The sequence below is a fragment of the Cupriavidus sp. PB-02 genome, from assembly GCF_058252315.1.
Genome location: NZ_CM177695.1, coordinates 1,932,674 through 1,954,995, shown reverse-complemented (window position 1 = coordinate 1,954,995; position 22,322 = coordinate 1,932,674). Strand labels below are relative to the sequence as shown.

17 protein-coding genes and 2 pseudogenes are annotated in these 22,322 nt (G+C 69.4%); 9 read left to right on the top strand and 10 right to left on the bottom strand.

Features of this window, described 5'->3' with window-relative positions; all coding sequences use genetic code 11:
- Positions 1-63: 63 nt before the first annotated feature.
- The gene (metE, locus tag AC10V3_RS29695) at positions 64-2,436 is read right to left on the bottom strand and encodes a 5-methyltetrahydropteroyltriglutamate--homocysteine S-methyltransferase (protein ID WP_022538948.1); all 2,373 of its coding nucleotides are present in this window, start codon (positions 2,434-2,436) and stop codon (positions 64-66) included.
- 131 nt (positions 2,437-2,567) lie between these two features.
- On the opposite strand from metE, the gene AC10V3_RS29690 reads away from it, so the two are divergent.
- Positions 2,568-3,491, top strand: coding sequence for a LysR family transcriptional regulator (locus AC10V3_RS29690; protein ID WP_454753277.1), 924 nt, complete (start codon positions 2,568-2,570; stop codon positions 3,489-3,491).
- Between the two features lie 7 nt (positions 3,492-3,498).
- Here the strand turns inward: AC10V3_RS29690 and AC10V3_RS29685 are convergent, their stop codons facing one another.
- The gene (locus AC10V3_RS29685) at positions 3,499-3,840 is read right to left on the bottom strand and encodes a hypothetical protein (protein WP_022538946.1); all 342 of its coding nucleotides are present in this window, start codon (positions 3,838-3,840) and stop codon (positions 3,499-3,501) included.
- A 152-nt stretch (positions 3,841-3,992) separates the two neighbouring features.
- Here AC10V3_RS29685 and AC10V3_RS29680 point away from each other — a divergent pair, with 152 nt between their 5' ends.
- Positions 3,993-4,463 (top strand): Lrp/AsnC family transcriptional regulator, encoded by a 471-nt coding sequence (locus tag AC10V3_RS29680; RefSeq protein ID WP_022538945.1) that lies wholly within the window; start codon positions 3,993-3,995, stop codon positions 4,461-4,463.
- 21 nt (positions 4,464-4,484) lie between these two features.
- Here the strand turns inward: AC10V3_RS29680 and AC10V3_RS29675 are convergent, their stop codons facing one another.
- Positions 4,485-5,018 carry a hypothetical protein gene (locus AC10V3_RS29675; protein ID WP_022538944.1) on the bottom strand — a complete coding sequence of 178 codons (534 nt, stop codon included), beginning with the start codon at positions 5,016-5,018 and terminating at the stop codon, positions 4,485-4,487.
- A gap of 267 nt (positions 5,019-5,285) precedes the next feature.
- On the opposite strand from AC10V3_RS29675, the gene ribA reads away from it, so the two are divergent.
- Positions 5,286-5,882: a GTP cyclohydrolase II gene (gene ribA, locus AC10V3_RS29670; protein ID WP_022538943.1), complete on the top strand. Its 597-nt coding sequence runs from the start codon at positions 5,286-5,288 to the stop codon at positions 5,880-5,882.
- A 151-nt stretch (positions 5,883-6,033) separates the two neighbouring features.
- Positions 6,034-6,168: pseudogene (locus AC10V3_RS29665) on the top strand (6-aminohexanoate hydrolase); the annotation flags it as partial.
- A gap of 50 nt (positions 6,169-6,218) precedes the next feature.
- Here the strand turns inward: AC10V3_RS29665 and AC10V3_RS29660 are convergent.
- Positions 6,219-6,557 (bottom strand): HigA family addiction module antitoxin, encoded by a 339-nt coding sequence (locus AC10V3_RS29660; protein WP_454753275.1) that lies wholly within the window; start codon positions 6,555-6,557, stop codon positions 6,219-6,221.
- A gap of 10 nt (positions 6,558-6,567) precedes the next feature.
- A pseudogene (locus AC10V3_RS29655) lies at positions 6,568-6,681 on the bottom strand (type II toxin-antitoxin system RelE/ParE family toxin); the annotation flags it as partial.
- Between the two features lie 239 nt (positions 6,682-6,920).
- Between AC10V3_RS29655 and uvrA the strand changes: the two are divergent.
- The 4 genes from uvrA (at position 6,921) to AC10V3_RS29635 (ending at position 15,046) form a co-directional block, all read left to right on the top strand.
- Entirely contained in the window at positions 6,921-12,800 is a 5,880-nt protein-coding gene (gene uvrA / locus AC10V3_RS29650; RefSeq protein WP_490923850.1) for an excinuclease ABC subunit UvrA, read from the top strand.
- A gap of 87 nt (positions 12,801-12,887) precedes the next feature.
- A complete protein-coding gene (locus tag AC10V3_RS29645) occupies positions 12,888-13,241 on the top strand; it encodes a hypothetical protein (RefSeq protein WP_022538939.1) in 354 nt (117 codons plus the stop codon).
- Between the two features lie 144 nt (positions 13,242-13,385).
- Positions 13,386-14,276 carry an endonuclease/exonuclease/phosphatase family protein gene (locus AC10V3_RS29640; protein ID WP_454753273.1) on the top strand — a complete coding sequence of 297 codons (891 nt, stop codon included), beginning with the start codon at positions 13,386-13,388 and terminating at the stop codon, positions 14,274-14,276.
- Between the two features lie 11 nt (positions 14,277-14,287).
- Complete coding sequence (locus AC10V3_RS29635) at positions 14,288-15,046, top strand: BON domain-containing protein (protein ID WP_454753272.1); 759 nt, start codon at positions 14,288-14,290, stop codon at positions 15,044-15,046.
- Between the two features lie 89 nt (positions 15,047-15,135).
- Here AC10V3_RS29635 and AC10V3_RS29630 read toward each other — a convergent pair whose 3' ends face one another.
- Genes AC10V3_RS29630 through AC10V3_RS29620 form a run of 3 tightly spaced genes read right to left on the bottom strand, consistent with a single transcriptional unit; the run spans position 15,136 to position 16,216 of the window.
- Complete coding sequence (locus tag AC10V3_RS29630) at positions 15,136-15,537, bottom strand: hypothetical protein (RefSeq protein WP_022538936.1); 402 nt, start codon at positions 15,535-15,537, stop codon at positions 15,136-15,138.
- 30 nt (positions 15,538-15,567) lie between these two features.
- Positions 15,568-15,798, bottom strand: a complete 231-nt coding sequence (locus tag AC10V3_RS29625) for a hypothetical protein (RefSeq protein ID WP_454753271.1) — start codon at positions 15,796-15,798, stop codon at positions 15,568-15,570.
- A 46-nt stretch (positions 15,799-15,844) separates the two neighbouring features.
- A complete protein-coding gene (locus tag AC10V3_RS29620; RefSeq protein ID WP_490923849.1) occupies positions 15,845-16,216 on the bottom strand; it encodes a BON domain-containing protein in 372 nt (123 codons plus the stop codon).
- 577 nt (positions 16,217-16,793) lie between these two features.
- Between AC10V3_RS29620 and AC10V3_RS29615 the strand changes: the two genes are divergently transcribed.
- A complete protein-coding gene (locus AC10V3_RS29615) occupies positions 16,794-17,462 on the top strand; it encodes a hypothetical protein (protein ID WP_022538933.1) in 669 nt (222 codons plus the stop codon).
- A gap of 15 nt (positions 17,463-17,477) precedes the next feature.
- On the opposite strand, the gene treY is transcribed toward AC10V3_RS29615, so the two are convergent.
- Together treY and treZ are read right to left on the bottom strand one after the other, a co-directional pair.
- Positions 17,478-20,183 carry a malto-oligosyltrehalose synthase gene (gene treY / locus AC10V3_RS29610; protein ID WP_490924322.1) on the bottom strand — a complete coding sequence of 902 codons (2,706 nt, stop codon included), beginning with the start codon at positions 20,181-20,183 and terminating at the stop codon, positions 17,478-17,480.
- Positions 20,183-22,153 (bottom strand): malto-oligosyltrehalose trehalohydrolase, encoded by a 1,971-nt coding sequence (gene treZ / locus AC10V3_RS29605; RefSeq protein ID WP_454753269.1) that lies wholly within the window; start codon positions 22,151-22,153, stop codon positions 20,183-20,185. The genes treY and treZ overlap by 1 nt, the downstream gene beginning before the upstream one ends.
- Positions 22,154-22,322: the final 169 nt, after the last annotated feature.

The window sequence follows — 22,322 nt, the reverse complement described above, 5'->3', positions numbered from 1 at the left end:
TGGCAGCGCTACGCTGCGACACAGCGCTGCATGCGGCGCATGCCGCACCGGCGCTGCACCGGGTCAGTGCGCGTGCGTGGCGCAGCCCACGCAGGCGCCGCTGGCGTGTTGCGCCACGGCTGTGGGAGCGGTCGTCTTGCTGACCCGCTTCCATGCGGTCGCCGGCGCCGACCACTGCTCGCGCAGTGCGCGGGCCGCGCTCACCATATTGGCCAGGGCCGCTTCGGTTTCATCCCAGCCGCGCGTCTTCAGGCCGCAGTCCGGGTTGACCCACAGGCGCTGCGGCGGTACCACCTCGCAGGCGCGGGTGAGCAGCCGCTCCATCGCCTGCACCGACGGCACGCGCGGCGAATGGATGTCGTAGACGCCCGGCCCGATCTCGTTCGGGTAGTCGAAGTCGCCGAAGCCTTCCAGCAGTTCCATCGCCGAGCGCGAGGTCTCGATGGTGATCACGTCCGCGTCCATCGCGGCAATCGACGGCAGGATGTCGTTGAACTCCGCATAGCACATATGGGTGTGGATCTGGGTCTGGTCCTGCACGCCGCTGGCCGAGAGGCGGAAGGCGGTGACGGCCCAGTCCAGGTAGGCGTCCCAGTCGGCGCGGCGCAGCGGCAGGCCTTCGCGCAGCGCCGGTTCGTCGATCTGGATCACGCGGATGCCGGCCTGTTCCAGGTCGCACACCTCGTCGCGGATCGCCAGTGCCAGCTGGCGCGCGGTGGTGGCGCGTGGCTGGTCGTCGCGCACGAAGGACCATTGCAGCATGGTGACGGGGCCGGTCAGCATGCCCTTCATCGGCCGCTCGGTCAGCGACTGGGCATAGCGCGCGGTCTCGACCGTCATCGGCTCGGGACGGTACACGTCGCCATAGATCACCGGCGGCTTGACGCAGCGCGAGCCGTAGCTCTGCACCCAGCCGTTCTCGGTAAAGCCGTAGCCGCACAGCTGCTCGCCGAAGTACTCGACCATGTCGTTGCGCTCGGCCTCGCCATGCACCAGCACGTCCAGCCCGAGTTCTTCCTGCTTGCGCACGGCCAGCGAGATCTCGGCGCGGATCCGCTCCAGGTATTCCAGGGCGCCGATCTCGCCGCGCTTGTAGGCCGCGCGAGTCTGGCGGATGGCGGCGGTCTGCGGGAACGAGCCGATGGTGGTCGTCGGCAGCAGCGGGAGTTGCAGCGCCTGGCGCTGGCGTTCGATGCGCTCCGCAAAGGGGCTGGCGCGTCGGGCCATGTCGGCGGTCACGTCTGCCAGGCGCTGCTGCACGCGCGGGTTGACCACGCGGCGCGACTGGCGGCGCGAGGCCTGTGCGGCGTCGGAAGCGGTCAGCGCCTCGGCGACCGCTGCGTCACCCTGGTTCAGCGCGCGTGCCAGCACCGACAGTTCGTCGAGCTTTTCCGTGGCAAAGGCCAGCCATGACTTGAGCTCGGCATCGAGGCGCGCTTCATGTGCAAGCGATACCGGCACATGCAGCAGCGAGCACGACGGTGCCAGCCACAGGCGCTCGCCCAGCGCGGCTTGCAGCGGGCGCAGCGTGTCCAGCACGCGGCGCAGGTCAGTGCGCCAGATATTGCGGCCGTCGATCACGCCGGCCGACAGCACGGCATGCGCGGGCAGCGCGGCCTGCCATGCGGCCAGTTGCGCCGGTGCGCGCACCAGGTCGATATGGAAACCGTCGACGGGCAGGGCGGCGGCGCGTTGTGCGTGGTCGGCGGCGCTGTCGAAATACGTGGCCAGCAGCAGCTTGGGGCCCGCATCGCGCAGGCCTACATAGGCCGTGTCGAATGCGTCGATCCAGGCCGGTTCCAGGTCCAGGCACAGCGCCGGCTCGTCGATCTGCACCCACTCGATGCCGCGTGCCTTGAGCTGGCCGAGGATGCGGCGATAGGCCTGCACCAGCTTCGGCAGCAGCGTCAGGCGGTCAAAGCCGGCCACATGGCTCTTGGACAGCCACAGGTAGGTCACCGGCCCGATCAGCGTCGGGCGGGCGCGCAGGCCTTGCGCCAGCGCTTCATCGGTTTCCTCGAAGAACCACGCCGGGCCGCCGTCGAACGTCGTGTCGGCGTCCAGTTCCGGGACCAGGTAGTGGTAGTTGGTGTCGAACCACTTGGTCATCTCCATCGCCGGCTGTTCGCGGTTGCCGCGCGCCAGTTCGAAGTACTGCGTCAGCGTGAGCTGCGCCGCGTCGAAGCCGAAGCGGCGCGGCAGCGCGCCCAGCAGCGCGGTCAGGCTCAGCATCTGGTCGTAGTAGGCAAAGTCGCCGGTGGCGACGGTGTCCAGGCCGCGCTCGGCCTGCAGTTGCCAGTGGCGGCGGCGCAGTTGCGCGGCCGTGTCGCGCAGCGCGGCTTCGGTGCTGTCGCCGCGCCAGAAGGCCTCCTGTGCGAATTTCAGTTCGCGGCGCTCGCCGATGCGGGGAAAGCCGAGGATATGGGTGCGTGCCATTTGTTCTTGCTCCGGAAGATGTCTGGCGCACAGTGTCGAATTGCCCGTAAAATGAATCAAGCGACAAGTTTTAAACAACATATGAATAGATTTCATACGAGGGTGCGTCCGCCGGGCGACGAGGACGGCGCATGATCGAAGTCCGACATTTCCGATCGCTGGTGGCCATCGCCGAGTCCGGCAAGCTCGCCACCGCCGCCGAGCGCGTGCATGTCAGCCAGTCGGCGCTCTCCCACCAGATCAAGGCGATCGAGGCGCATTACGGCCTGCCGCTGTTCGACCGCACCCGGCAGGGGCTGCGCTTCACGCCCGCGGGCGAGCGTCTGCTGGCGCTGGCGCGCGAGGTGCTGGCGTCGGTCAGCGCGGCCGACCGCGATATCGAACGGCTCAAGGGCGATACCCGTGGCGAGCTGCGCGTGGTGCTGGAATGCCATACCTGCTTTGACTGGCTGATGCCGGTGATGGACGAGTTCCGCCGCCGCTGGCCCGAGGTGGAGGTGGACCTGGTGGCCGGCTTCCACGCCGACCCGATCGCGTTGCTCGGCGAGGGCCGCGCCGACATGGTGATCGGCTCGCAGCCGGCGGTGCGGCGGGGGCTGGAGGTGGCGCCGCTGTTCCGCTTCGAGATCCTGGCGGTCATCGCCAATGAGCACCGGCTGCGCAACAAGCGCCGCCTCGAAGCCGCCGACCTGGCCGGCGAAACGCTGATCACCTATCCGGTGCCGGAGCAGCGCATTGACCTGATCCGCGAAGTGCTGGAGCCCGCCGGCATCCGGCTCGAGCGGCGCACCGCCGAACTTACCGTGGCCGTGCTGCAGCTTGTGGCCAGCCGCCGCGGCGTGGCGGCGCTGCCGAACTGGGGCGTGAAGAACTACGTCGACCACGACTATGTGTTGGCCAAGCGCATCGGGGTCCGGGGCCTGTGGAGCGAGCTCTATGCCACTGTGCCGGTGGCGATGGCCGGGCGGCCGTATGTGGCGGACTTCGTCTCGATCGTGCGCGATACCTGCGCGGCGCAGCTCGACGGTATCGAGCTGCTGCCGCAGGCGGCATAAGGCGAGTTCAGGCGGGCAGGGCGAGCGCCGCCTCGCTGGCGGCGCGGCGCGTGACGGCAAGCGGGGCCGGATCTGCCGGGGCATCGCCGTCCGGATCATCCACGTCCGCGAACAGCAATTCCACATCAAAGCCGTTGTCCAGCCGGCGCAGGAACAGCCACAACAGGTTGGCATCGCCAGCGGTCAGCGTGGCGTGCAGCACGGGCTGGTGGTTGGCGTCGAAGCTGAACTGCGCGGGCGCCAGCCCGGTGCGGCGGGCATTGGCAAGCACCCATTCCATGGCGCCAAACAGGTCGGCGGTGTCGAGTCGCAGCGAAAGGCGCAGGGTAGGGAGGGTAGTGGCGGGCATGTAGCGTTTCCGGCAGGTATGTCGATGAAGTAAATTTACCAGCCGGTCCGCAAAATTGGCTTCTTAAATTTCTGCTGCGCTGTGATAAATCGAGAATAAACATCCATGTATGACAGAATACGTGGATATTTCTTCTTTTCGAGATCGCCGCCATGGCCCCGCCGCCCAAACTCGACGAAACGGACCGCCGCATCCTGCGCGAACTGCGGCGCGACGGTCGCCTGTCCAATGCCCGCCTGGCCGAGCAGGTCGGCCTGTCCGCCACACCATGCTGGAACCGCGTGCGGGCGCTGGAGGAAAGCGGGGTGATCGAAGGGTACGCCGCGCTGCTGAACCAGAAGGCGCTGGGGTTGCCGGATACCGTGCTGATCGAGGTCACGCTGGAACGTCACGACGACGATATGCTGTACCGCTTCGGCAAGGCGCTGGCCGAACTTCCGGAAGTGATGGAGGCCTACCTGCTGACCGGCGACTATGACTACCTGATCAAGGTCGCCGTGGCAGGCACGCAAGGCTATGAGGAATTCCTGCGTCACAAGCTGTACAAGCTGCCCGGCCTGCGCCACAGCCGCTCGACCTTCGTGCTGCGCACGCTCAAGCGCGAGCCGTCGGTCGAGCCCTGAGCCGCCGGCGCACGGCTGTCGCTAGGCCGTCCTCAGCACCTCGGCGGAAGCGTTTCGCAACGCCCGCAGTGCCTCGTTGCATTGCTGTGGCGTGGTCGGGTGGACCAGCAGGGCCCAGCGGCCGTGCTGCACGGCTTCGCGCACCGGTGTGATCACCAGTTGATGATCCGGCCGTGCCGTGACCAGCCCGGCCAGAAGCATGCCGAACACCAGGCCCAGGAAGATGGCCGCGCCGGCGGCGGAGCCGGGATTCTGGATGACGGCCTCGATGCCTTGGCGGTGCAGGATCCCGACGATGGCAAGCCCGATCACCGTGCCCAGCGCTCCCATCATCAGGTGCGAGCGGATCGCGGTGCGCACGATAATGCTATCGTTTTCGGGCTCCAGCTTGCGGCCGACGTGTGCCTCGTACGGGTGCACCAGCCGCACCTGCCCGCGTTTGAGGTGGGCCTCGTAGCAGACACGCTCGGCGGCGCTGCTGGCGGCGGATTTGGTGTCGAACAAGGCCGCGATCTTGGTACTGGCTGCTTCCGCGCTCAAGGGATTGGCGCTCATGGTGAACTCCTGCAAGGGCTCGCAGCAGTTGCCAGGTGATGCGCCATGCGCACCGGCCCCCTGGCTTCCCCCGAGCCGTATCCTTTAACTTGAGTCTATAGACCCCTTTGAAGCGGCTGCATAAGTGGGGTGCGCGTGCTGCTGTAGGAATTGGCCGACGCCCCCGGTGACTCCCGCGCTGTGGGGAATCCGAGCGCGAACCCGCAATTCCGCTCATAATGTCGCCGGTGCCGGGCAGCCCCGGCACGATTGACCACGAATTCCGGTATGAACGACACAGAAATTGAGCTGATCGATTCGGCGCGCCTGCCGACCCGGTTTGGCGACTTCACGGCGCACGCATTCAAGGGCGCCCATTCAGGCATCGAGCATCTCGCGCTTAGCGTGGGAGACGTGTCGGGCGAGAACGTCCTGATCCGCCTGCATTCCGAATGCCTGACCGGAGACGTCTTCGGCTCCTGCCGCTGCGACTGCGGTCCGCAGCTCGAGCTTGCCATGGAGAAGATTGCCGCAGAAGGCCGCGGCATCCTGCTGTACCTGCGCGGCCATGAGGGCCGCGGCATCGGCCTGGCCGAGAAGATCCGCGCCTATCGGCTGCAGGACGGCGGGCTGGACACGGTCGACGCCAACCTGGCCCTCGGGCAGGCGATCGACGCACGCAACTACGCCTTTGCCGCCGACCTGCTGCACCAGTGGGGCGTCACCTCCGTGCGGTTGATGAGCAACAATCCGCTCAAGGCCGCCGCGCTGGAGAAGGCCGGCATCAAGGTGGTCGAGCAGATGCGCCACATCGTGCCGTCCAATGCCGAGAACGAAAAATACCTGGCGACCAAACGTACCCGCATGGGGCATTTGCTCGACTGATGGCTTAAGCAGCCAGGGCCGCCCGTCCTGGCTGACCGAGCCCTGTCACCGTCTCTTCCGGCCGGCTTCCCTCCGGTTCTGTCCCTAGCCGTTTCCCCTGCCTGCGTGTGACTGCGGTCGCGCGCTGCTTCTCCTTGCGTCCATCTCCTGCCAGCGCCTCTACGTCGACCCGAAGGCCGAGCTGACCATCGTCCGGTACGCTTCGCACCCCGTTGCAGGGAACGCTGCCAACAATCCGATTACCTTCCGTGCGTTCCGGGCATTGGCGGAAACGTTGATGCGATGACGCGTTTGCCAGGGCGCAGCGGATGACGCGCGCCCGGCAGCACAGGTTCTTTACCTGTCCGTGGTCGATTGGCCAGGATGGGTCGCCCCGTCCCGTGGCACTACCTGCGCTGCAATCCGCTCTCCGTGGTCGCGCTGTGCCACCTTCAGGTCATAGTTCAGCTGCATATTCATCCACGAGCGCGCATCGCCGCCAAAATAGCGCGAGAAGCGCAGCGCGGTATCGGGTGTGATGCCGCGCTGCTCACGCACGATGTCGTTGATGCGTGCCGCGGTCACATGCAACGCCAGGGCCAGTGCATTGGCGCTCATGCCCAGCGGCACAAGGAATTCCTCGCGCAGGATTTCGCCCGGATGGATCGGGGGCATGCCGTCTTCGAAGCGAGCCATGTTTCTGTCCTCAGTGGTAGTCGACAATCTCGACGGCCGCGGGGCCGTCATGTGTCCAGATAAAGCAGATGCGCCACTGGCTGTTGATGCGGATGCTGTAGCGGCCTTTGCGATCGCCGCCGAGCCGCCGCCACACCGTCACGCTTCTGATTTCCGAGTGATGGGGTCGATACCAAATCTTTTCCGAACTGTTACACTGTATGGATGTACAGTGTTCGCGCGGGCACTCCGGTAGCGTGAACCGCTGGCCGGAGCGGCCCCGGGCGCTGTGCTATGGTGGTTCTCTTGCCGGACCACGGCCTCAGCACGCCGCCGCCGGCCCCTCCTGTCTCTCCCTTAACGCCCTGATTCGAAAGAGAAATCGTGTCGAGCAAGCAGCTAATCCGCATTCGCGGCGCCCGCCAGCACAACCTCAAGGATGTCGATCTCGACCTGCGCCCCGGCGAGATGACCGTGGTCACCGGGCCGTCCGGCTCGGGCAAATCCAGCCTGGTGTTCGACACGCTCTATGCCGAAGGCCAGCGCCGCTACGTCGAGACCTTCAGCGCCTACGCCCGCCAGTTCCTGGACCGCATGGACCGGCCCCAAGTGGAGCGCGTCGACGGCGTGCCGCCGGCCATCGCCATCGACCAGACCAACCCGGTGCGCAGCTCGCGCTCGACCGTGGGCACGATGACGGAGCTGAACGACCACCTGAAGCTGCTCTATGCCCGCGCGGCGGAACTGTTCGACAAGCAGACCGCGCAGCCGGTGCGCCATGACTCGCCGGAAACCATCTACGCCGAGCTGCGGGCGCGCACGGCTGAAGACCAGCCGCACCACGACGCGCGCCTGATCGTGACCTTCCCGGTCGAGCTGCCGGAATCGGCCACCGACGAGGAAGTCCAGCAGTGGCTCTCCGTCAGCGGTTATACCCGCGTGCAGGCGCAGCGCGTAGTGCAGTCGCCGACCGGCGCGCGCAAGATGCTCGACGTGGTGGCCGACCGCTTCCGCATCGGCAACGCCGAGAAGGTGCGCGTGGTGGAGGCCATCGAGGCCTCGCTCAAGCGCGGCGGCGGGCGCGTCAATATCTACGTGCTGACGGATGGCGATGACGGCCCCGTGTGGCGCTTCTCCACCGGCCTGCACAGCCCCGACAGCGACCTGCGCTATGCCGATCCACAGCCGGCGCTGTTCTCCTTCAACTCCGCCTACGGCGCCTGCGAGACCTGCCGCGGCTTCGGCCGCGTGATCGGCGTCGACCTCGGGCTGGTGATTCCCGATGTGCGCAAGACGCTGCGCGGCGGCGCGATCAAGCCGATGCAGACCCCGGCCTGGAAGGAGTGCCAGGACGACCTGATGCGCTACGCCGGCAAGGCCGGCATCCCGCGCGACACGCCGTGGGCCGAGATGACCGAGGCCGAGCGCCACTGGGTCATCCACGGCTCGCCGGACTGGAACGGCCAGTGGAACAAGCACTGGTACGGCGTGATGCGGTTCTTCAACTACCTGGAGTCGAAGGCCTACAAGATGCACATCCGTGTGCTGCTGTCCAAGTACCGCAGCTACACACCGTGCGAAACCTGCGGCGGCGCACGCCTGAAGACCGAATCGCTGCTGTGGCGCCTGGGATCGAAGGACAACGCCGACGCCGTGCTGGCGCCGGAACGCCGCTTCCTGCCGCGCGGCGTGGACTGGGACCGCACCCAACTGCAGGCGCTGCGGGGTTTGACCGTCCACGACCTGATGCTGCTGCCGATCGAACGCATCCGCCGTTTCTTCGACGACCTGACGCTGCCCAGCGCGATGCTGGACGATGCGCTCAAGCTGCTGCTGGCCGAAGTGCGCACGCGCCTGAAGTACCTGTGCGACGTGGGCCTGGGCTACCTGACGCTGGACCGCCAGAGCCGCACGCTGTCGGGCGGCGAGGTGCAGCGCATCAACCTGACCACGGCGCTCGGCACCTCGCTGGTCAATACGCTGTTCGTGCTGGACGAGCCCAGCATCGGCCTGCACCCGCGCGACCTGAACCGCATCGTCGAGGCCATGCACCGGCTGCGCGATGCCGGCAACACGCTGGTGGTGGTCGAGCACGACCCCTCGGTGATGCTGGCCGCCGACCGCCTGATCGACATGGGCCCGGGCCCGGGCGAGCGCGGCGGCAACATCATCTTCGACGGCACGCCGTCGGCTATCCGCGGCGCCGGCACGCTCACCGGCGACTACCTGGGCGGGCGCCGCCGCGTGGCCGATGCCTCGCACTGGCAGCGCCGCCCGGTGGACGACAAGCTGCCGCGCATCGTGCTGGAAGGCGCGACCCAGCACAACCTGCAGGACGTGACCGTAGCGATCCCGCTGCAGCGGCTGGTTTGCGTGACCGGTGTCTCCGGCTCGGGCAAGTCCACGCTGCTGCAGGACGTGCTCCATCCCGCGATGGCGCGCCACTTCGGCAAGGCGACCGAATCGCCGGGCGCGTACCGCAAGCTGAGCGGTGTGGAACTGGTCGATGACGTGGTCTTTGTCGACCAGTCGCCGATTGGCAAGACCGCGCGTTCCAACCCCGCCAGCTACGTCGGCGCGTTCGATGAAATCCGCAAGATTTTTGCCAAGGCGCCGCTGGCGCTGCAGCGCAGCTATACCGCGGGCACCTTCAGCTTCAACTCCGGCGACGGGCGCTGCCCGACCTGTGGCGGCTCGGGCTTCGAACACGTCGAGATGCAGTTCCTCAGCGACGTCTACCTGCGCTGCCCGGACTGCGACGGCAGCCGCTTCCGTCCCGAAGTGCTGGAGGTGAAGATCGAGCGCGCCGCGCCCGGCCAGCCGCCGCGCTTGCTCAGCATCGCCGACGTGCTGGAACTGACCGTCAGCGAGGCCGCGGCCTGCTTTGCCGGCGATACGGCCGTGCTGCGCGTGCTGCAGCCCATCGTCGACGTCGGCCTGGAATACGTGAAGCTGGGCCAGCCGGTGCCGACGCTGTCGGGCGGCGAGGCGCAGCGCCTGAAGCTCGCCGGCTTCCTCGCCGAAGCCGCGCAAGCAACGCCATCCAGGACCCGCCCCAGCACCATGCCGCGCCGGCTCTTCATGTTCGACGAGCCCACCACGGGCCTGCACTTCGACGATATCGCCAAGCTGATGCGCGCCTTCGGCAAGCTGCTGGACGGCGGGCATTCGCTGATCGTGATCGAGCACAACCTCGACGTGATCCGCGCGGCCGACTGGCTGGTCGACCTCGGCCCGGAAGGCGGCGATGCCGGCGGGCGCGTGGTCTGCACCGGCACGCCGGAAGAAGTGAAGGGTTGCGCCGAATCGCATACCGGCCAGGCGCTGATCCACTATGACGCCGCGCTGGGTGAAGCCGGCACGCTGGCCGCGGAGCGCGCCGAGATCGAAGGCGTGCCGCTGCAGGCCGCCTTGCAGGCACGCCGCGCGCGCCGCGAGATCGAGGGCGAGGACGTGGTGCGCATCGTCAATGCGCACGAGCACAACCTGAAGTCGCTCAGCGTCGATATCCCGCACGGCAAGTTCAACGTGGTCACCGGCGTGTCCGGCTCAGGCAAGTCGACGCTGGCGTTCGACATCCTGTTCCACGAGGGCCAGCGCCGCTACCTGGAATCGCTCAACGCGTATGCGCGCTCGATCGTGCAGCCGGCGGGCCGGCCCGAGGTCGACGCGGTCTACGGCATCCCGCCCACGGTGGCGATCGAGCAGCGCCTGTCGCGCGGCGGCCGCAAGAGTACGGTGGCGACGACGTCCGAAGTCTGGCACTTCCTGCGCCTGCTGTACGTCAAGCTGGGCATCCAGCACTGCGTGCATGACGGTGCGCCGGTGACCTCGCAAAGCCCGGAATCGATCGCCGCGCAGTTGCTGCGCGACCATCGCGGCCAGCATGTGGGACTGCTGGCCCCACTGGTGGTGAATCGCAAGGGCGTTTATACGGATCTCGCCAAGTGGGCCAAGGCGCGTGGCAACACGCACCTGCGCGTCGATGGCGAATTCCTGCCGGTCGACCCGTGGCCGCGCCTCGATCGTTTCCGCGAGCACACCATCGAGCTGCCTGTCGGCGACCTGGTGGTCTCGCCGGAGAATGAAGGGGAGCTGCGCGCGCTGCTGGCGCAGACGCTGGAAGCCGGCAAGGGCGTGATGCACCTGCTGGCGCCGCTCGACGGCCTGGACCATGCCATGACCAACGGCGGCACCGCGCACGTGGGCGAGGTCAAGGTGTTCTCGACCAAGCGCGCCTGCCCGGTATGCGGCACCAGCTACCCCGAGCTGGATCCGCGCATGTTCTCGTACAACAGCAAGCACGGCTGGTGTGGCACCTGCGTCGGCACCGGGCTGGCGCTCACGCGCGAGCAGCGCGCGGCCTACGACGACACCGTGCTGGTCGAAGACAACCGCGGCCGCGAGCAGAGCCTGCCGTCCGAGGAGCAGGAACCCGAAGGCGTGGGCGACACGCCGTGCCCGGACTGCCACGGCACGCGCCTGAACCCGGTCGCACGCGCGGTGACGTTCGACGAGAACGCCATCGTCGAGGTGGCGCAGTGGACCGTTTCCGAGACGCGCCGCTGGGTCGATGGCCTGCGCCTGACCGGGCGCGATGCCGAGATCGCCCGCGACGTGGTCAGCGAGATCGGCAGCCGCCTGCAGTTCCTGGAAGAAGTGGGGCTGGGTTACCTCAGCCTGGACCGCGCCGCCCCCAGCCTGTCGGGCGGCGAGGCCCAGCGCATCCGCCTGGCCGCGCAGCTCGGCAGCAACCTGCAAGGCGTCTGCTACGTGCTGGACGAGCCTACCATCGGCCTGCATCCGCGCGACAACCAGATCCTGCTGGACGCGCTGCGCAAGCTCGGCGACAAGGGCAATACGCTGGTGGTGGTCGAGCATGACGAAGACACCATCCGTCGCGCCGACCATATCATCGACATCGGCCCCGGCGCCGGCAAGCGCGGCGGGACGCTGGTGGCACAGGGCGGCGTGGCCGACCTGGCCGCGGCGCCCACGTCCACCACCGGCCAGTTCCTGGCGCATCCGATCATCCACCCGCTGCAGGCCAGGCGCACGGTCAGGCCGGGCGCCGCCGGCAAGCCGGCCGAGCCGCCGGAATGGCTGACCGTGCATGGCGCGTCGCTGCACAACCTGCGCAACGTCAACGCGCGTATTCCGCTGTCGCGGCTGGTGGCGATCACCGGCGTGTCGGGCTCCGGCAAGTCCACGCTGGCGCGCGACGTGCTGATGACCAACCTGCTCGATGCGGTGGGCCGGTCGGTGCTGTCGTCGCCGGCCACGCGCCGCGCGCGCAATGCCGCGAAGGAAGAGGCCAAGGCGGCGAAATCATCGGCGAGGAAGCCGCTCAACGTCGAACACAACTGGCATGGCTGCGACGCCATCACCGGCTGGGAATCGATCGACCGCGTGCTCGAAGTCGACCAGACCCCGATCGGCAAGACCCCGCGCTCGTGCCCGGCGACGTACAGCGGCGTCTGGGACACCATCCGCCGGCTCTTTGCCGATACGCTGGAAGCGCGCGCCCGCGGCTACACCGCCTCGCGCTTCTCGTTCAACACCGGCGACGGCCGCTGCCCGGCGTGCGAAGGGCAGGGCGTGCGCACCATCGGCATGAGCTTCCTGCCGGACGTGAAGGTGCCGTGCGACGTCTGCCACGGCCAGCGCTTCAACCCGGAGACGCTGGCCGTCACCTGGCGCGGCAAGAATATCGGCGACGTGCTGACGATGGAGATCGACGAGGCAGTGGCGTTCTTCTCCGCGATGTCGAACATCGCCCATCCGCTGCAGTTGATGAAGGACGTGGGCCTGGGCTACCTGACGCTGGGCCAGCCCTCGCCGACGCTGTCTGGCGGCGAGGCGCAGCGCATCAAGCTGGTGACCGAGCTGAGCAAGGTGCGCGACGACATCACCCGCCGCGGCCAGAAGGCGCCACACACGCTGTACGTGCTGGACGAGCCCACCGTGGGCCTGCACATGGCCGACGTGGCGCGCCTGATCCGCGTGCTGCACCGGCTTACCGATGGCGGCCACAGCGTGGTGGTGATCGAGCATGACCTCGACGTGATTGCCGAGGCCGACTGGATCATCGACCTGGGACCGGAAGGCGGGGCGGGTGGCGGCACCATCGTCGGCGCGGCCGATCCGGAGCGGCTGTCGCGCATTGCGGCCAGCCATACCGGGGCCGCGCTGGTGCCGGTGCTGGCGCGCGGCAAGTCGGCGGCGGGCACGCCGGCGGAGGCGGGCGCAGTGGGCATCGCGTAGCGCATTGCAAGCGGAAGGCGCACAGGCACGCCTTTCGCTTGCCCATGGTTACTGGCGTGCACATCGCGCCCCTGAACGGAGGTAACCATGAAGCATATCCGACCCAGCCGCATCCTCGCCGCCGCGGCCCTTATGGCCGCCGCGATTCCCGCCATGGCGCAGACGCCGGGTACGCCGCGCGGGGCCTATGATCCGTATTCGCAAGGCGCACGCAGTACCGAGAAGTTCGACCCGTACACGCAAGGCGCCAACGCCCCCACGCGGCAGGACCTTGCACCGGCGCCGGAGGCCCAGCCTTCGACCGTGCCGGCGCAGCCTGGCATGCCTGGCGCGACGATGCAGCGCAGCCCCGACCCGTCTATGGACAGCACGCGCTGGGGCAGCCCCGACCTTGGCCGCCCGCTCGGCCGGCGTAACCAGTTCCTGGACGGCGGCGGCTGATCGACGCAACTGTCCCCGGCCATCGATCCCAGCCATACCGGTCCCGCGCGACCAGCGCGCAGGACCGGGGTCCCCTTTCCTTGACGGACCGGCCTGACGCAGACGTCTCGCAGACTGCACGCAGGGAGGGCACGGCCAATGCGAATGCACCCGGACTTACCGCCTCTTGTAAATCCTGCCCAGCAGCGTGACTGGGACGGCGCGCCCGCGGCCACCAGCGCCGCGGCCACCACCGCACAGTGCGGGCCGTTGCGCGCTGGGGATCTCACTCGCATGACGGTAGTCAGCTACAACATCCACCGTGCCGTGGGCACGGACCGCCGCTACCGCCCGGACCGCATCGCCACGGTGCTGGAAGAAATCGGCGCCGACATCGTCGCGCTGCAGGAAGTCGAATCCGGCAGCAGCAACGACCACACGCTGGAATACCTGGCTGGCCATACCGGCATGCATGTGGTGTCAGGTTTTACACGCGTGCGCGGCAATGCGGATTACGGCAATGCGCTGCTGACCCGTTTCGCGCCCCAGGCGGTCAACCAGATCGACCTCACGGTAAAGGGCTGCGAGCCGCGCGGCGCCATCGACGTAACGCTGGCCTGTACCGCGTTGGGCCACGCCAGCGAACTGCGTGTGATCGCCACCCACCTGGGCCTGCGCCCGGGCGAGCGCCGCCATCAGGTGCAGCAACTCCTGAACTACATCGCCACCGCGCCGCCATTGCCCACCATCCTGCTGGGCGATGTCAACGAGTGGTTCTTGTGGGGCCGCCCGCTGCGATGGCTCCACGCGTATTTCGAGCATACGCCGCACACCGCGACATTCCCGTCGCGCATGCCGGTGTTCGCGCTGGACCGAATCTGGGTGTCGCCGCGCGCCCACCTGGTATCGGTGGCCAGCCACCGCAGCCCGCTGGCACGCGTGGCGTCGGACCACCTGCCGCTGCTGGCGAGCTTCGAGGTGCCGCTCGCGGCGCAGCCGCAACCGACTGCGCAGGACACCGCATTGCATCCTTCCCGGACAACCGAAGCCAACTGAGGAGCAACCCCATGAGACACAGCGACGACGACTATCCGCGCAGGCGCGGCGACGAAGACTACCTCCGCCGGCGTCCCGACCACCAGTACGGTGGCAACGACCAGGGCTACAGCGGCATCCCGGCACAGCCACGCAACCGCCGCCAGCGCGATCTCACTGCGGGCCGTTATGGCAATACCGCGGAGCGCCTGCCGCGCGACGAGACCCGCGAGGCCGGGCCCGGCGAGGAGGGCCGGTATGGGTACTATGCCGAGGAGGAATGGTCCTGGCCGAACGAGCCGCGTCATGCCGCGGGCGGCCCGCGCGATGAACAATTCGAGGACGAATGGTCAAGGCGGCGCGGCGGGATGGCACCGCGTGGCGCGGGCTACGGCCGCTATGCGGGTGCGCAGGACCAGCGCGGCTCGCGCGAGGGGCCGCCCCGCGGCGAGTACGGTGGATACCGCGAATACGACGAATACGGCGGCTACGTGGCGGGCGACTGGGACACGCCGCAGCCGCGCTGGCAGCGTGGCGCCGGCCCGAAGAACTACCGCCGCGACGATGACCGGGTCCACGACGAAGTCTGCAACCGGCTGGCGCGACACGACGAACTGGATGTCAGCGAAGTCTCGGTGCGGGTGCAGGACGGCGTGGTGACGCTGGAAGGCCACGTCCTCGACCGCCGCTCCAAGTACGAGATCGAGGAGCTCGCCGAGCGCGTGTTCGGCGTGAAGGACGTCATCAACCATATCCGGGTGCGGCCCTACGGCATGCTCGCCTCCGAATGACAGCAGCGGCGGCCCCGCCAGCGCGGGACCGCCGCCTGTCGCATTTCCAGGGACCTTCCGACCGGCCTCCAAACCGGCCTTCCACCCGCTCAGGACCTGCCCTTGCCTTCGCCGATGCGCGGCGGGTGCGGCGGCTGCTCGTCGCGGTCGTCGGTGCGGTCGGCCTTGTCGACCGGCATGTCGGCGGGCAGCCCTTCTGCGGCGCGCACGACTTCATCCGCGATCTCTTCCTCCGGGGACTCGTCTTCCGTCGGGGTGTGCGCCTCCTCGTCGCGCTGGACGATTTCGTCCTCGATATCGTCGGTCTCCTGGTCGAGGTCCGGATCCAGCGTACTCGGAATATTGCCGGCCTCGGCACGCGCGGCGCGCGACGCGGTCTGGTCGCGCGATCGCTTGCCCGCGCCCGCGGCTTGCGGCGCACTGTGACGCATGGCTGGGCTGCCGCCCACGCGGTCACCGTGGCGTGCGCCGGTACGGATGGTCTTGCTCATGGTCTCTCCTGTGCATTGGCGCCGGCGGCGTCAGGTGTTCTCCACCGGCGGTTCGCTTTCCTCGGGATTGCCGCCGCGGCGCTTGACGGAGGGCGGCTCGCCGTTCTCGTCGGGGATGTCATGCTCGCGCTCGACATCGTGGCGGCGGTCGCGCCCGGGCTTGCCGCGTTCATGCTCGGTGTCCGGTCCGCCCTTGTGCGGATCGCGGGGTTCGGTGCGGCGCCGGGTGGCGTCGTGGTCGGGCTGGCGGTGGGTGCTCATGATGTCTCCCTCGGTGTGTGAAAGCAATCGCAGACGTATCGGTGCGCTAGTCGGTGCCGGCACGCAGTTCGTCCGACACGGCGGTCACGCCGCGCACTGAGCGCGCCAGATCCATGGCCATGATGCGCTGCTTGTCGTCGCGCACGGTGCCTTCCAGCCTTACCACGCCATCGGTGGTCGAGACGCGGATCTTGGCCGGATCCAGCGTGCGCGCATTGGCCAGGCGCACGCGCACTTCGGTGGTGATGGCGCGGTCGCTGGCGGCTTCGGTGTCGCGCGGCGCGGCCGTGCGGCCAGTGGATGACGGCGCGGGCGGGGCATCGGTCGGGGCGGCCGGGATGGCCTGGGAGGCGGCCATCGCCAGTACCGCGAGCGGCAGCGCCAGGCGGGCGCCGTGCAAGCGTGGACGGGATGTCATGACGATCCTCCTGTTTTCGGCGGCAGGCAAGGCGGTTCCTGTCCGCATCTGGCTTTGACCTGCAAGCTCCGTTCCCGCCGCAATGGGGCGCTGGCGAGCCTTGCCTGCCGTGGCCACAGGCGGGGGGAAGCCGGCGTGCTGGAAGTCACTGCGTCTCCGCCTGCGCGAGGACGACGCGCCGGGGCCCAATGCGGCACTACGCTGCACGCCTCTGGTGGCGCCGTGATGCCTGTGCTTTCAGCTTAGGCCTGCCGCGCCGTAGTGGCTGGAAAGACCGCTAGCGCCGTAGTTTTTACAGCCGCTGCAGAAACTGCATGTGCCGCCGCGCGTACGCCTGCCTGCGCTGGCGCCCGCGTCGAAGGCATCGCTGGCGCGACGCTTGCGTGCCGTCGTGTGCTTGCGTGCCGTCCTGTCTATAGTGAAGGAAATGCTGGCCAAAACTGGCGTGCGTCATGTGCCGGCGAGCACAGCCCGCAACGCCGGCCCCCATGCCGCGGCGGCGCCCCGTTTGCCGCGTGCAGCCGGGCCCATCAGCGCAGCCGGCCGGGGGGAGCGGCTCATCTGTTGCGAGGTAGCCATGAATTTCGCCAGCATCCTGTCGACTATCGTCCTGGCCTCATCGGTCTCGGTATCTTCGGCGCCCGTCGAGCGCCAGTTGCTTGCCATCACCCCCTCTGACTTTGCCCAGCGCTTCAATACCGTCGCGCAGGACACCGGTTCCGGCCTGAGCCTGCCCAGCTTCAAGGTCAAGCCCGGCTGGCACAAGGCCGCGCCCAGCGCGGGCGTATCGGTGCTGGTGCGCGCCAGCCGCTCGGGCTATGCCATCGATGAAGTGGTGGTGGTGTGCCGCGAGGTCGAGCGCTGCTTCCTCACCATCTGCACGGCCGCGCTTGCCATCGACGACAGTGTCAATCCGCTGCTGCTGCAGCGCTTCATCGTGGCGCGCATCGCGACCGAGCTGGGCGAAGTCGGCCTGGTGATGTCGGGCCTTGCGTACATCGTGGTCACGCCGAAGGAAGACGACTACGTCGCGGTGGTGATCCGCCCCTACCTGCCGCAGGAGCGCAGCGCCTCGCCAAGCCAGGCGGCACGCGAGCCGTCCGCGCCGCCGGATCCGTATGCCGCCCCGCATGGGCCGGGCATGCCGGACAGCCACCACGCGGCGCCCCATCTGCCGCCCCATCGCCCGCTTACGCCGATCGTCTGGCACCAGGCTGGCCACACGGTGGTGCCAGGGCAATCCTGAGCGTTCGGTTCCCGCTCAGGGCTCGCGCAGCAGCAACGCCACCGGCAGGCCGCCGAGCACGTCGCGCAGCCGCAGCCGGCCCGCGGGCGCGTCCACCACATGCCCGGTCAGCGCATCGGTCCAGCGGCTCCCCTGCGGCGCGCCCACGTTGAGCGTGGTGTCGCCCCAGCAGGCCGGCGGGATGCGCGGCACGGCCGGATCGACGCGCGTGGCCGCCAGCCGCGTCACCACCGTGATCGCCTGGCGCGAGCCCGCGGTGCGGGCAAAGGCGAGCACTTGCGGCACCAGCGCTCCATGCGCCGCCAGCATGCTGTACTGCCCGTCGCCAAAGAGGTCCGGATGCGCACGCCGCACCGCCAATACCTGGCGCACCAGTTGCTGCTTGATGCGCCCGTCGCGCCAGTGCGCCAGCCAGTGCGCCCAGCCCGCGGCGCAGCCCAGCCGCGACTGCAGGCGCGCAAAGTCTGGCTGGTGCCGGTTGTCGGGGTCGACCAGGCTCAGGTCCCAGCCTTCGCAGCCCTGGTAGCGGTCAGGTATGCCCGGCGCCGTCAGCTGCAGCAGCACCTGCGCCAGGCTGTTGAGCGCGCCGGCCGTGGCGATGCGCGCCACGAACTGCCCGATATGCGCCAGCACGCCCTGCGGCCAACTGGCCGCGATGCCGCGCAGGAAGGTTTCGCAGGCCGCTTCGTATTCCGCATCGGGACAGGTCCAGTTGCCATGGCGCTTGGCTTCGCGGATGGCCTTCACCTGCCACGCGGAGATGCGCGCGAGAAGTGCGTCGGGGGGGGCGTCGGGGGGTGCGTCGGGGGCGCTGTCGGCGCTGGGGCGGGTGTCTTCCATCGGCCAGGCGCCGACCAGCGCCTGGTACAGCATCAGCCGGTCGCCGGGGTCCGGCGCCAGCGGCAGCGTGGCCAGCAGCGGCGCGCATTGGCGTTCCCAGGCGGCGACGGCGTCGGCCCAGGCGCCGGGCAGCTCGCTCAGCACCGCCAGGCGCATGCGCGCGTCTTCGCCGCGCTTGTGGTCGTGGGTGGCGGTGGCCAGCATCGCGTGAGGGCATGCCAGCCGCCGCGCCGCCATGCGCGCGTGGAACTGCGCCGGCGGCATCGCCAGCTGGCCCGGGTCGCTGCCCACTTCATTGCGCGACAGCAGCCTGCCATAGCGGTAGAACGCGGTGTCCTCGCCAGCCTTGGCCGCAAGCGCCGGCATCAGCTGCTGCAGGCGCCGGCGCAGCGCCCCGGTATCGCTGTCGGGGGCGGCCACGGTGCGCAGGCAGCCGGCGATAAAGGCCAGCGCCACCACTTCGTCGGGGGCGAGGCCGGCGCGCGCGGTCAGCAGCGCGTCTTCCAGCATCGCTTCATCGGCCTGCGCCGCGGCGGCGTCGCGGTCCGAGGGCTGCGCGTCGAAGTAGCTGCGGTAGACCGGCACCGCCGCCATCAGCGCCGCCAGCGCGCGCCGCAGCGCCGCGCGCGTCAGGTCGCGCGTGCCGGGATCCTGCCTGGCGCATTCGTGCAGGCGCGCCGCAGCGCCCTCGTACTCGGTCACCAGGTGCCGGTCCAGCACCAGGCGCCGCGCCTGCGCGGCATGCGCGGCATAGGGGCGTGCGTCGCCGCTGAACAGCGCCCATAGTGCCCCCAGCGGCGCCTCGCCTTCGCCGTCGTGCAGCACTGCGCCGACATCGTCCATGAAGTCATAGCCGGTGGTGCCGTCGACCTGCCAGTCCGGCGCCAGCCGTTCGCGCGGGCCGAGGATTTTCTCGACCACCAGCCAGGGGCACTCGAGCCGCAGCAGCGGCGGGCGCGCGGCGGCGTGGCGGTCGAGTTCTTCGCGCAGCCGGCGGCAGTAGCCGGCCGGATCGGCCAGGCCGTCGACATGGTCCACGCGAACGCCGTCGATCCAGCCTTCGCGCAGCAGCCGGAAGACCAGCGCGTGGACCATGTCGAAGACCTGCGGGTCTTCTTCGCGCACGCCGACAAGGTCGCTGATCTCGAAGAAGCGGCGCCAGTTCAGCGCCGCGGCGGCGCTGCGCCACCAGGCGAGCCGGTAGTGCTGGCGTTCCAGCAGCGCGTGCAGCCGGGTGCGGCCCTCTGCGTGCGTGGCGTCGTACCAGCCGGGCTCGCCGGCTTCGGCATCGGCACTGTCCGGCGCGAGCGGCAGCGCGTGATCGAAATAGCGCAGGTGCGCGGCGGCGTCGCCGCTGGCCGGCACCCATTGCAGTTCGCCGGCCACCAGCGTGTCCCAGTATGACTGGCCCAGCAGCGGCAGCAGCACCTTGCCGTGCAGCGCGGGGTCGCGCGGGGTCCAGTCGATATCGAAGCAGCCGGCATAGCGGCTGTCGCGCCCGTGGGCCAGCACGTCGCGCCACCAGCCGTTGTGGGTGACGTCGGCGGCCATGTGGTTGGGGACGATGTCGAGGATCAGTCCCAGCCCCGCCGCACGCGCGCGGCCCGCCAGCATCTTCAGGCCGGGCTCGCCGCCCAGTTCGGGGCGCACGCTGGTGAAGTCGGTGACGTCATAGCCGTGGGTGGACCCGGGGCGTGCGCTGCACACCGGCGACAGATAAAGGTGGCTCACGCCCAGCGCGGTGTGGTAGTCGACCACGCCGGCGGCATCGGCAAAGGTGAAGCCCGGGTGCAGCTGCAGCCGGGCGGTGGCGCGCGGCAGGGCGCGGGTGCCGTTGTGCGCGGCGGCCCGGTCTGCGGGGTCCGGCGCCGTGGCCGGCATCATCGCGCTCGCGCCGGGGCGGGCTCGCACAGGGTGGCGACGCAGGCCAGCGGCGGCAGCATGCCGGCGGACAGTTCCGCGGCGGCGCCGGGTGCGCTCTCATGCAGCGCGGTGCTCTGGTCGCGACACGGGCGCGTGCACGGCACCGCCTCGCTGCCCAGGTTCAGCCACAGGCTCAGCTCCGTGCCGTCCGTCAGCCGCCAGCGCGCGCACAGCGCGGCCGGGCCCAGGATCTCGACGCCGGCGCTCTGGCAGCCGGCCAGCCGGTGCAGCAGCTCGCGCCGGCGGATCGACAGCAGCTCACGATAGTACGGGGTCCAGTCGCCATCGTCCTCCAGTTCCGGACGCGACGCTTCGAAGGTGGCCGGATCGTTGGGATCGGGGATGTTGGCGGCGCTCGCCTCGTCGTGGAACGCCGTGCTGGCGGCGAACTCGCGCCGCCGCCCGTCACGCACGGCGCGCGCCAGTTCGGGCGGATGGCTGGTGAAGTAGAGGAAGGGCCGTTGCGAGCCGGTCTCTTCGCCCATGAACACCAACGGCACCTGCGGGCACAGCAGCTGCAGCGCCACCGCCGCGCGCAGCGCCTGGCGCTCCGCCAGCCCGGCCAGCCGTTCGCCGAAGGCGCGGTTGCCGGTCTGGTCGTGGTTCTGCAGGAAGCTGACAAAGGCGGTCGGCGGCAGGTGCGCGCTGGGCTGGCCGCGGCATACCTGCGCGCTGTCGGCGGAGCGGTGCAGCGAGGGCTCGCCCTGGTAGGCAAAGCCTTCGGCCAGCACGCGCGCAAGGTGGCGCAGCGCGGGCTGGCCGCGCTCGGCGCCGTCGCCGTCGCCGGCGGCGCCGCTGTAGTCGCGATAGTAGCCGTCGTCCTCGTCGGTCAGCAGCACGTGCAGCGCATGGTGGGCATCGTCGTTCCACTGCGCGTCGAAGCCCGTGGCCAGCAGCCCGGCGTCGTTGTTGTCGTTTTCCAGGACCAGGTGGAGGTGCCGGTTGGCGCCGTCGCCCTGGGCCAGCACGGTGCGCAGCTCACCGGGCAGCGCCGCCAGCCAGCCTTCGTCCTCGATGGCGTGGACGGCGTCCAGGCGCAGGCCGTCGAAGCGGAACTGCTCCAGCCAGTAGCGCGCATTTTCGGTGAAGAAGCGCCGCACCTGCGGCCGGCGGAAGTCGATGGCCGGTCCCCATGGGGTCTGCCGGTCCGCGCGGAAAAACGCGCTGGCATAGCGGTGCAGGTAGTTGCCCTCCGGGCCGAAGTGGTTGTAGACCACGTCCAGCAGCACCATCATGCCGAGCTGGTGCGCGTGGTCCACCAGCGCGCGCAGCTCGTCGGGCGTGCCATAGCTGGACTCGGGCGCGAACGGCAGCACGCCGTCATAGCCCCAGTTGCGCGCGCCGGGGAATTCCGCCAGCGGCATCAGCTCGACCGCAGTGAAGCCCAGCGCCGCCAGGCGCGGCAGTTGGCGCGCGGCGCCGGCGTAGCCGCCGCACAGGCCGACGTGCAGCTCGTAGACGATGGCTTCATGCCAGGGGCGCCCGCGCCAGTCGGGGCAGGCCCATGCGAAGGCGCCGGCGGCGTCGCGGGCGGGCACGATGCTGGGGCCGTGCACGTCGTCGGCCTGCCAGCGCGAGGCCGGGTCGGGCACGGTGGCGCCGTCATCGAGCCGGAACCAGTAGCGCGCCCCTTCGCAGCACGGCACGATCGCCTCATACCAGCCGTTGGGCCCGCTCGCCATATGCACCGGCCCCAGGCCAGCGATCTCCAGCCGCACCGCCTGGCCTTGCTCGGCGGCATCCGGCGCCCACAGGCGAAAGCGCACGCGGCCGTCGTGCAGCCATGCGGGCCCGAACAGGTAGTCTTGCGCGTGATCGTCGTTGGAGGAAAAGGCTTGCGCCGAAGGCGCCGCAAAGCACTCGAGCGGCGCCAGGCTGGGCAGGGCGGACCGGGCGCCGGGGGCTAGAAGAAACGGGTTCGCGTTCAAATTCGGCTCCTGCCTTCAGAGGCCCACCGTGGCGTGGCGCTTCGTGGCGTTGGGGGTGGCGCAGCTTCTATGCGGGGATGCGGCGGATCCTGCCGCGCAAGACGTGCCGGAACACGGCCGCGGGTTGCGCCGTCGGATCGGCCGGCCCTTGCGCAATGCGAACTCCATG

What these genes read in the sequence shown, in the direction of transcription:
- treY (WP_490924322.1), bottom strand. Translation starts at nt 20,183, where the DNA reads ATGCCGGCCACGGCGCCGGACCCCGCAGACCGGGCCGCCGCGCACAAC.
- AC10V3_RS29660 (WP_454753275.1), bottom strand. Translation starts at nt 6,557, where the DNA reads ATGGCTCGCTTCGAAGACGGCATGCCCCCGATCCATCCGGGCGAAATC.
- AC10V3_RS29680 (WP_022538945.1), top strand. Translation starts at nt 3,993, where the DNA reads ATGGCCCCGCCGCCCAAACTCGACGAAACGGACCGCCGCATCCTGCGC.
- metE (WP_022538948.1), bottom strand. Translation starts at nt 2,436, where the DNA reads ATGGCACGCACCCATATCCTCGGCTTTCCCCGCATCGGCGAGCGCCGC.
- AC10V3_RS29625 (WP_454753271.1), bottom strand. Translation starts at nt 15,798, where the DNA reads ATGAGCACCCACCGCCAGCCCGACCACGACGCCACCCGGCGCCGCACC.
- AC10V3_RS29615 (WP_022538933.1), top strand. Translation starts at nt 16,794, where the DNA reads ATGAATTTCGCCAGCATCCTGTCGACTATCGTCCTGGCCTCATCGGTC.
- AC10V3_RS29640 (WP_454753273.1), top strand. Translation starts at nt 13,386, where the DNA reads ATGCACCCGGACTTACCGCCTCTTGTAAATCCTGCCCAGCAGCGTGAC.
- AC10V3_RS29620 (WP_490923849.1), bottom strand. Translation starts at nt 16,216, where the DNA reads ATGACATCCCGTCCACGCTTGCACGGCGCCCGCCTGGCGCTGCCGCTC.
- AC10V3_RS29635 (WP_454753272.1), top strand. Translation starts at nt 14,288, where the DNA reads ATGAGACACAGCGACGACGACTATCCGCGCAGGCGCGGCGACGAAGAC.
- AC10V3_RS29645 (WP_022538939.1), top strand. Translation starts at nt 12,888, where the DNA reads ATGAAGCATATCCGACCCAGCCGCATCCTCGCCGCCGCGGCCCTTATG.
- AC10V3_RS29630 (WP_022538936.1), bottom strand. Translation starts at nt 15,537, where the DNA reads ATGAGCAAGACCATCCGTACCGGCGCACGCCACGGTGACCGCGTGGGC.
- AC10V3_RS29690 (WP_454753277.1), top strand. Translation starts at nt 2,568, where the DNA reads ATGATCGAAGTCCGACATTTCCGATCGCTGGTGGCCATCGCCGAGTCC.
- AC10V3_RS29675 (WP_022538944.1), bottom strand. Translation starts at nt 5,018, where the DNA reads ATGAGCGCCAATCCCTTGAGCGCGGAAGCAGCCAGTACCAAGATCGCG.
- ribA (WP_022538943.1), top strand. Translation starts at nt 5,286, where the DNA reads ATGAACGACACAGAAATTGAGCTGATCGATTCGGCGCGCCTGCCGACC.
- AC10V3_RS29685 (WP_022538946.1), bottom strand. Translation starts at nt 3,840, where the DNA reads ATGCCCGCCACTACCCTCCCTACCCTGCGCCTTTCGCTGCGACTCGAC.